The organism is Escherichia sp. E10V10, from assembly GCF_004211985.1.
Lineage (GTDB): Bacteria > Pseudomonadota > Gammaproteobacteria > Enterobacterales > Enterobacteriaceae > Escherichia.
Genome location: NZ_RHJO01000028.1, coordinates 25,420 through 34,988, shown reverse-complemented (window position 1 = coordinate 34,988; position 9,569 = coordinate 25,420). Strand labels below are relative to the sequence as shown.

Below are 9,569 nucleotides of genomic sequence, written 5' to 3'. Positions count from 1 at the left end.
TTCTTTGTCGATCCAGTTTTTATTGATCGACAGATCCATCAATTTATGGACATTTTCGTCGTCCCAGGTCTGGCAAAAAGTTGCCAGATTCTGACGCGCGTTACCGTCGAGAAATAATTCATCATTGATAATTTGAAATGCGACATCATCACGCATTTCATGCAGCGGAAAATGTTTAGATTCCGCGATAGTAGAAATTGCCTTCGCGCCAAAACGCGAGTCGAGTAGTTCTGAGCGGAAATCCGTTAACAGCTTCTGGTCCATTTCGAACTCCTTAAATTTATTTGAAGGCAATAAAAAAGTAGGATTTATCTGGAATGGGCGCAAGGGGTTACGGTTATAATTTAAATAACAAAATCCTAAGCATAAAATTGATTTATTTATATAATAAAAGAGCACTATTAATATTTACATCAGAAATTACCAAATTAATTTCAAATATATAATTGAGGAATGCCTGTTATTTCTTTAATTACCAAATAGATTTTACTTCCTTCGGCATTCTACACAGATAACCGCTACTCTTATTTGTAACAACAACGATGTACTTGCTTTTATCATAGAGTGCGTGAATGTTCCGAAAATGAAATTTTGCAAAAAAACGTTTATCACTCATTTTCTTTGTATATTAAGGAGTTATATTTTTTGACACATTAATAAACGTGATCTTCCGCACACTTCATCCCCCATCGACCGTAGCGAATGACTACTCTTAAAGGAAAGCCCGATAATTAGAGACGAATTTCGGAGGTCGGATCCTTATGCTCAATCAGAAAATTCAAAACCTTAATCCAGATGAACGGATGATCGAAGTCGATCTCTGCTATGAGCTGGATCCGTATGAATTAAAACTGGATGAGATGATTGAGGCAGAGCCAGAACCCGAGATGATTGAGGGGCTACCCGCCTCTGATGCACTGACCCCTGCCGATCGTTATCTCGAACTGTTCGAGCATGTCCAGTCGGCGAAAATTTTCCCTGACAGCAAAACCTTCCCTGACTGCGCCCCCAAAATGGACCCGCTGGATATCTTAATCCGCTATCGTAAAGTGCGCCGTCATCGCGATTTCGACTTACACCAGTTTGTTGAAAAGCACTTCTGGCTGCCGGAAGTCTACTCCAGCGAGTATGTATCAGACCCGCAAAACTCACTGAAAGAGCATATCGACCAACTATGGCCGGTGTTAACCCGCGAACCCCAGGATCATATTCCCTGGTCTTCCCTGCTGGCGCTACCGCAATCGTACATTGTCCCGGGGGGCCGTTTTAGCGAAACCTACTATTGGGATTCCTATTTCACCATGCTGGGGCTGGCAGAGAGCGGGCGTGAGGATTTACTGAAATGCATGGCCGATAACTTCGCCTGGATGATAGAAAACTATGGCCACATCCCCAACGGCAACCGCACCTATTATTTGAGCCGCTCGCAGCCACCAGTTTTTGCGTTAATGGTGGAGCTATTTGAAGAAGATGGTGTGCGCGGTGCACGCCGTTACCTTGATCATCTAAAAATGGAATATGCCTTCTGGATGGACGGCGCAGAATCACTGATTCCGAATCAGGCCTATCGCCATGTGGTGCGGATGCCGGACGGGGCCCTGCTCAACCGTTATTGGGATGACCGCGACACGCCGCGCGATGAATCCTGGCTGGAAGATGTGGAAACCGCGAAACACTCCGGTCGCCCGCCTAACGAGGTGTATCGCGATTTACGCGCAGGTGCCGCTTCTGGCTGGGATTACTCATCACGCTGGCTACGTGACGCGGGCCGTCTGGCAAGCATTCGCACTACCCAATTCATCCCCATCGACCTTAATGCTTTCCTGTTTAAACTGGAGAGCGCCATTGCCAACATCTCGGCGCTGAAAGGTGAGAAAGAGACGGAAACGCTGTTCCGCCAGAAAGCCAACGCCCGCCGCGATGCAGTTAACCGTTATCTCTGGGATGATGAAAACGGCATCTACCGCGATTACGACTGGCGGCGCGAGCAGTTAGCCCTCTTTTCCGCTGCCGCTATTGTGCCGTTATACGTGGGCATGGCGAATCACGAACAGGCAGACCGCCTGGCAAACGCCGTACGTAGCCGTTTACTGACGCCGGGAGGGATTCTGGCAAGCGAGTATGAAACCGGAGAACAGTGGGATAAACCCAACGGCTGGGCGCCATTGCAGTGGATGGCGATTCAGGGATTTAAAATGTACGGCGATGACTATCTGGGTGATGAAATCGCGCGTAGCTGGCTGAAGACAGTGAACCAGTTTTACCTGGAACACCACAAACTGATCGAGAAATACCATATTGCCGATGGCATTCCCCGTGAGGGCGGCGGGGGCGAATATCCGTTGCAGGATGGATTTGGCTGGACCAACGGTGTGGTACGGCGCCTGATAGGTTTGTACGGCGAACCGTAATAGTTTTACAGCCAGCCACGAACAACCTGCTGGCTATAAAATTACCCTCTTCAGGAGGCGATATTTAACATCATCGCCGCCTGAGTGCGGTTTTTCACTTCCAGGCGGCGGTAAAGCGACTCCAGATGCGCTTTAACCGTTCCGGTACTGATATTTAGCGCCCTGCCGATCTCTTTATTTGATTCACCTGCCGCCAACATAGTTAAAATTTCCCGCTGGCGGGCACTTAGCGATTTGAGATCTTTTGTGTCTTTTTCCGGTGTAGTTCGCCAGTCTCCGGGCAGAAACATCATTCCCATTGCCGCGCTATTTACCGCCAATGCAAACGTCTCGACGGCTGAATCACGCGGTACAATTGCCATCACGTTAAAATGGATAACTTCCTGTAACCATCGTTTGCTGCAATCCGTCGCCGTTATCAACACTTTAACATCAGGAAATTGCACTACGGTTTTTTGCAGTAACCAGTAGCAAAACTCACCATCCTGATCGCCATCAAGCATGACTAAGGCTTCAGGGGAGCTTTCCAGTTTTTGCCACAGTGCATCTGCCTGATCGACGCCCTGAATACTCACTCCTGGAATACGCTGCTGTAAGCTGATTTTCATTCCGTGAATAAATATTGACTGCCTGTCAAACATGATTATATGCATTACTGAATCTCCACCTGGATACGTTAAAACTCTTAAGTAGGGGAAGGGTATTACCCGAGAGGCAAAATAAGAATTCGCCATTTGGCGGTAGCCATTCTACAGATATGCAATGTGGAAAATAGTTACCGATATAAATAGTTACAGCTGACGGCCTGAAATTACATGTCGAGGGCATTATTTAAAACATTTTTGAGGATATCCTTATATCTTCGTCTGGCCGCCATTCAAATAAACCGTGATTTTCGCGAGAGCTGGCTAAATACCTGACCGCAAAACGATTAAATTGCGCACGAAAAGCCAATACTGCATTTACTATTTTGCAGGAAATTGCTGAAAAGACAGTCTTTCAAGCGTTATTTTTCCTTTCCAGTGAAGCTTATCAGACATTTCCTTCTAAAAAATACCGGTATTAATCATTACTACGTTGTGAAACCTTGCATTAGATGCTAGAAAAAACAATAAATAATGCGATAGACGCGTTACTGTTTCGCTGTGAACAACAATCGGTCAAAGAAATGGATAAAATTCACGCAATGCAGTTGTTCATTAAGGTCGCAGAGCTGGAAAGTTTTTCCCGCGCAGCGGATTTCTTTGCTTTGCCAAAGGGAAGTGTTTCGCGCCAGATACAGGCACTGGAACATCAGCTTGGCACCCAGTTGCTGCATCGCACTACGCGGCGAGTCAAACTTACCCCCGACGGCATGACCTATTACCAACGAGCGAAAGATGTGTTGAGTAATCTCAACGAACTGGACGGCCTGTTTCAGCAGGATACCACCAGCATCAGCGGCAAATTACGCGTCGATATCCCGCTCGGGATTGCGAAAAACCTGTTGCTGCCGCGCCTGCCAGAATTTCTTCATCAGTACCCAGGGATTGAACTGGAATTAAGTAGCAGTGACCGGGCGATTGATATTCTTCGTGATGGCTATGATTGCGTGATGCGCACGGGCTCGTTGCCCGACGAGGGTATTATTACCCGCCCCCTCGGCAAACTGACGATGGTCAACTGTGCCAGCCCGCACTATCTGACGCGTTTTGGTTATCCGCAAAGTGTGGACGATCTGACTTCGCACGCGGTGGTGCATTACACGCCGCATTTGGGCGCGCATCCATTAGGTTTTGAGGTTGCTACCAGTAATGGCGTCCAGTGGTTTAAGTCCGGCGGCATGTTGACGGTAAACAGTAGCGAAACCTATCTCGCCGCCGGCCTGGCGGGTCTGGGTATCATTCAAATCCCCCGCGTCGCCGTACGCGAAGCCCTACGCGCCGGGCGGCTTATTGAAGTGTTGCCCAACTACCGCGCCGAGCCGCTATCCATTTCTCTGGTTTATCCCCAGCGTCGGGAGCTTTCCCGCCGTGTAAATCTGTTTATGCAGTGGCTGGCTGGCGTAATAAAAGAGCACCTGGACTGACCGACTATACTTTTTAAGACAGACAACGACAGAAGGACTAAAGAGCGGATGACGCAGGAAAACGAGATCAAACGTCCCACCCAGGATCTGGAGCACGAGCAAATTAAACATCTGGATAATAGCGATAAAGGCAGCAAAGTCAGTCAGGCGTTGGAAACCGTCACCACCACTGCCGGGAAAGTCCAACGTCAACCCATCATCGCGCACCTGATACGCGCAACAGAACGCTTCAATGATCGGCTGGGTAACCAGTTTGGCGCGGCAATCACTTATTTCTCGTTTTTATCGATGATCCCGATTTTGATGGTGTCGTTTGCCGCAGGGGGCTTTGTGCTGGCCTCCCATCCGATGCTGCTGCAGGATATCTTCGATAAAATTCTGCAAAACATCAGCGATCCGACGCTGGCGGCCACATTGAAAAATACCATCAACACCGCCGTTCAGCAGCGTACGACCGTAGGGCTTGTCGGCCTGGCGGTTGCGCTTTATTCCGGGATTAACTGGATGGGAAATTTGCGTGAAGCAATTCGCGCTCAATCGCGCGATGTTTGGGAACGTTCACCGCAAGATCAGGAGAAGTTTTGGGTTAAGTATCTGCGTGATTTTATTTCGCTGATTGGTTTATTGATTGCGCTGATTGTCACGCTTTCAATAACCTCGGTTGCCGGTTCGGCGCAGCAAATGATTATTAGCGCCCTGCACCTTAACAGTATTGAGTGGCTGAAACCGACGTGGCGGTTGATTGGCATGGCGATTTCTATCTTCGCCAACTATCTGCTTTTCTTCTGGATCTTCTGGCGTCTTCCGCGTCATCGCCCGCGTAAAAAGGCGCTGATTCGTGGAACATTCATCGCGGCTATTGGTTTTGAAGTCATTAAAATCGTGATGACGTATACCCTGCCGTCGTTGATGAAATCCCCCTCTGGCGCGGCATTTGGTTCCGTGCTGGGGCTGATGGCATTTTTCTACTTCTTCGCCCGTCTGACGTTGTTTTGCGCGGCGTGGATTGCCACCGCCGAATACAAAGACGACCCGCGAATGCCGGGGAAAACGCAGCATTAAAATAGGTCGGATGCGGCGTAAACGCCTTATTCGGCCTACGAATTTATTCGACCTGGCTCCCCGTAGGCCGGATAAGATGCACCAGCATCGCATCCGGCTATAATGCTTACATAACTACCTGAAACTCTTCCCCTGGACCTCTTCAGCCATCTCTTCGGGAGCCAACAATTTCACACCAACTCATAAACCCAGCATATAAATCCAGTTGGTAACTTTTATTTAACCTGAAACCAGTTTTATCCACCATTTATGAAATTGTGTGAAGCATTTCATAGAAGAAAAATCACTAGTCTAAACATTATCCGCTTTTTGCCTGTTTTTTAACCTTTTCCGCAATTTGTTACACATTGAAATATCACTTTTGCTGTGCGTAATATGGCTATTCGTTCGCCAAAAAATAAGAAAAGATTATGCAAGCAACAGCCACAACACTCGACAACGAGCAAGAATACAAGCCGATAAACTCACGTAATAAAGTCCTTGTCGCCTCCCTCATTGGCACGGCCATTGAGTTCTTCGACTTCTACATTTACGCCACTGCGGCCGTTATTGTGTTCCCGCATATCTTCTTCCCGCAGGGCGATCCCGCCGCGGCGACGCTACAGTCGCTCGCCACCTTCGCCATCGCTTTCGTCGCACGCCCAATCGGTTCTGCCGTATTTGGCCATTTTGGCGATCGCGTTGGGCGTAAAGCGACGCTGGTCGCCTCGTTGCTAACGATGGGGATTTCAACAGTGGTGATTGGTCTGCTGCCGGGCTACGCCACGATTGGTATTTTCGCCCCGCTGCTGCTGGCACTGGCTCGATTTGGTCAGGGTCTGGGATTAGGCGGTGAATGGGGTGGCGCAGCGCTGCTGGCAACCGAGAACGCACCACCGCGTAAACGTGCGCTGTACGGTTCCTTCCCACAGCTGGGCGCACCGATTGGCTTCTTTTTTGCTAACGGCACTTTTCTGCTGCTTTCCTGGCTGCTGACTGATGAGCAGTTTATGAGCTGGGGCTGGCGCGTGCCGTTTATCTTCTCGGCGGTGCTGGTCATTATCGGCCTGTATGTTCGCGTGTCGCTGCATGAGTCACCGGTGTTTGAGAAAGTCGCTAAAGCGAAAAAGCAGGTGAAGATCCCGCTGGGTACTCTGCTGACCAAACACGTACGCGTCACGGTGCTCGGTACCTTCATCATGCTGGCAACCTATACGCTGTTTTACATCATGACGGTCTACTCAATGACCTTCAGTACCGCAGCCGCGCCAATTGGGCTTGGCCTGCCGCGTAATGAAGTGCTGTGGATGCTGATGATGGCAGTTATTGGTTTTGGCGTGATGGTACCAGTAGCCGGATTGCTGGCCGATGCCTTTGGGCGGCGTAAAAGTATGGTGATCATCACGACGCTTATCATCCTGTTCGCGCTGTTCGCCTTTAATCCACTGCTCGGTTCTGGCAATCCGATTCTGGTTTTTGCTTTCCTGCTGCTGGGGTTAAGCCTGATGGGGCTGACCTTCGGACCAATGGGTGCGCTGTTACCAGAGCTGTTCCCGACAGAAGTGCGTTACACCGGAGCATCGTTCTCTTACAACGTATCGTCGATTCTCGGGGCTTCCGTTGCGCCGTATATCGCGGCCTGGTTGCAAACTAACTACGGGTTAGGTGCGGTGGGGTTATATCTGGCGGCAATGGCTGGCTTGACGTTAATCGCCCTGCTGCTGACGCATGAGACGCGACATCAGTCGTTGTAATAAGACTGAAAAGCCTGATGCGCTACGCTGCTTATCGGGCCTGAATTTCCATACAATATATTGAATTCGGGTGGATTTGTAGGACGGATAAGGCGTTCACGCCGCATCCGGCATGAACAAAGCGCACTTTGCCAACAATCTAAATCTGTTTAATTGCCGGATGTCAGACATCCGGCAATTATCATCACTTCTTCATCTGCGACAAAATCGTCCGACACTGATTAGCCTCCCCTTCGGAAGGTGAGATCAGCGCCAGCAAGGCCGCAGCTGGCGTCACCAGCGTTGCCAGTGCCGCCGCAACGGCACCTCGGGCAATCAGCGGCCCGGCTTTCACCCCAGCCTGCGGATTTTTAAACGTCCCACGCACATACAGCGGCGAACGCAGTGTGATAATCCGAATCCCTTTACTCTCCGGATCAATAGTCAAATCCAGCTGTTCCGAAGCAAAACTTGCCGTGCCGGTAACATTAATCAACGCGTTCTCAGTATCAAAAGCAAAAATCTGCGGACGCGCCACGCCGTTGGCAATATTCAGATTTGCTGCCGCGCAGTTCACCCGCACCTCATCATCACCGAAAATCGCACCGACAATGTAGTTACCGACATTCAGCCCGACAATCTCCATCAGGTTGCGGCTCACCAGCCCGTCATTCATCAACAGTTTCAGGTTACCGTTACTGTTCCCCAAAAGCGCCGCCACTGAGTTACCGCTACCGCGTAATTCCGCATCACCGTTCATTTCCCCCAGCGTTTTTTGCATCAGTTCCACATCTGGCATCAGTTCTTTCAGTTTCAGTCGACGAGCCTGAATATCTGCCCGCCCTTGCATCGGCTTTTTATCGCCTTCCAGATGAATATTCGCCGCAATGCTGCCGCCCGCCATGCCAAATTTCAGCGGTTGCAGGCGTAGGTCAGCGTTTTTGAGGATGATATGGGTAGAAAGATCGCTAATCGGCAGGCTGCTGCCATGCTCAATACGACGGCCTTTGAAGCGAACATCGGCATCCATGACATCCCATTTATCGGTTTCGAAGCGGTCATACGGCAGCACTTTGCCCGCAGGCTGAACGCTTTTTTCGCCCTTCTTCTGTTCAGACCGTTTTGACTTTTCCGCTCCTTTACCGGAATCAACGCCAATTAACGGCCCTAAATCTGCCAGCCGCAATTGGCGCGACTCGACGTCACCTTCCAGTTTTGGCCGTGGCTTACCGGTGGTGTAGACCAGAGAACCGTGAATATCGCTATCGCCAATACGCCCGTTAAAGCCACGATAATCAAAGACCGACGATTTTTCCGTATCGATTTTCGCTACCAGCCGGCCATCGGTTTCAAACGGTGGGGTATCAGGCAGCAGAACGCCCGTCAGTTCATAGAGATCGCCCAGCGAATCGCCGGAAAATTTAAGCCGTAAATCGACGCCGCCCATTTTCATTGGGTCATTCACGACGCCATCAAAAGCAACACGGGTGTTACCAGAGCGAAAATCAGCCTGTACCGGAAACGGCGTCCCTTCGCCACGCAGCGCCAGCATACCGCCGATTTTTCCCGTGCCAGTGAGCGGTTCGCCGTTATAACGTCCCTGCGCCTTCAGGCCAAAAACGTAATCGCCCACCTTTTCTTTCTCGTTCCTACCTTTCGATCCGCTGACTTCACTGAACGGCAACGGCTTGCCTAATGGATCGACAAAAATTTCCAGATCCGCTTTGCTGACTTTGTCATCAATGGCGATCCGCCCTTGATCGAACAGAATATTATCCAGCCGAAACGACCACGCCGACGGCTTTGCATTCGCGTCTTTGTTGTCATCGCTGGCGAGATTAAACGTCCAGTTGTTATTCTTTTCTGTGAGGCGAATCAGGCGTGCGTCCGGCTTTTCCAGTTTGATCCACGGTAGCCAGACCGTTTTGGTCAGCAGCGCCAGAGGGGCCAGCGTTGCTTCTACCCGTGGCAGATGCACCATTGTGACTTCGGGAATGTCTGGCGGGTTGCCGAGAATGATGTCTTCCGCGTGTACATGGGGCCACGGCACCCAGCTGCGCCAGCCGGTTTCCTGTTTTTGCCGCTCCCATACCACGCCCAGATCGCCACGAATAGCGAACGGGCGATTCAGCTCCGCAGAGACTTTCTGGTTGATGGTCGGTTTGAGTCGATTCCAGTCAAAAGTCGCAATCAAAATGATCGCCACGACGAGCAACAACAAGAAAGCACCTGAAATCGCGGCGGTTATTTTGCCTGCCTTGCTCATAGTTCGCTTCCTCATATTCTTCCTGGGCCAGTCCTAAAGATAGTCCAGCC

Annotated in this window: 7 protein-coding genes; 4 read left to right on the top strand and 3 right to left on the bottom strand. The window is 50.2% G+C overall.

Annotated elements, in window-relative coordinates:
* A partial coding sequence (locus tag D9736_RS20605; RefSeq protein WP_240779368.1) for a pyridoxal-dependent decarboxylase occupies positions 1 to 264 on the bottom strand: 264 nt, incomplete at its 3' end.
* A gap of 497 nt (positions 265 to 761) precedes the next feature.
* Here D9736_RS20605 and D9736_RS20600 point away from each other — a divergent pair.
* Positions 762 to 2,411 carry an alpha,alpha-trehalase gene (locus tag D9736_RS20600; RefSeq protein WP_130259068.1) on the top strand — a complete coding sequence of 550 codons (1,650 nt, stop codon included), beginning with the start codon at positions 762 to 764 and terminating at the stop codon, positions 2,409 to 2,411.
* 50 nt (positions 2,412 to 2,461) lie between these two features.
* On the opposite strand, the gene D9736_RS20595 is transcribed toward D9736_RS20600, so the two are convergent.
* The gene (locus tag D9736_RS20595) at positions 2,462 to 3,064 is read right to left on the bottom strand and encodes a response regulator transcription factor (protein ID WP_130216310.1); all 603 of its coding nucleotides are present in this window, start codon (positions 3,062 to 3,064) and stop codon (positions 2,462 to 2,464) included.
* 515 nt (positions 3,065 to 3,579) lie between these two features.
* Between D9736_RS20595 and D9736_RS20590 the strand changes: the two genes are divergently transcribed.
* The 3 genes from D9736_RS20590 (at position 3,580) to D9736_RS20580 (ending at position 7,274) form a co-directional block, all read left to right on the top strand.
* Positions 3,580 to 4,479, top strand: coding sequence for a LysR family transcriptional regulator (locus tag D9736_RS20590; RefSeq protein ID WP_205712850.1), 900 nt, complete (start codon positions 3,580 to 3,582; stop codon positions 4,477 to 4,479).
* A 48-nt stretch (positions 4,480 to 4,527) separates the two neighbouring features.
* The gene (gene yhjD, locus D9736_RS20585; RefSeq protein WP_130210132.1) at positions 4,528 to 5,541 is read left to right on the top strand and encodes an inner membrane protein YhjD; all 1,014 of its coding nucleotides are present in this window, start codon (positions 4,528 to 4,530) and stop codon (positions 5,539 to 5,541) included.
* Between the two features lie 410 nt (positions 5,542 to 5,951).
* Positions 5,952 to 7,274: an MFS transporter gene (locus D9736_RS20580; RefSeq protein WP_130216306.1), complete on the top strand. Its 1,323-nt coding sequence runs from the start codon at positions 5,952 to 5,954 to the stop codon at positions 7,272 to 7,274.
* Positions 7,275 to 7,458: 184 nt separating this feature from the next.
* Here D9736_RS20580 and D9736_RS20575 read toward each other — a convergent pair whose 3' ends face one another.
* Positions 7,459 to 9,519, bottom strand: coding sequence for an AsmA family protein (locus tag D9736_RS20575; RefSeq protein WP_130259067.1), 2,061 nt, complete (start codon positions 9,517 to 9,519; stop codon positions 7,459 to 7,461).
* Positions 9,520 to 9,569: the final 50 nt, after the last annotated feature.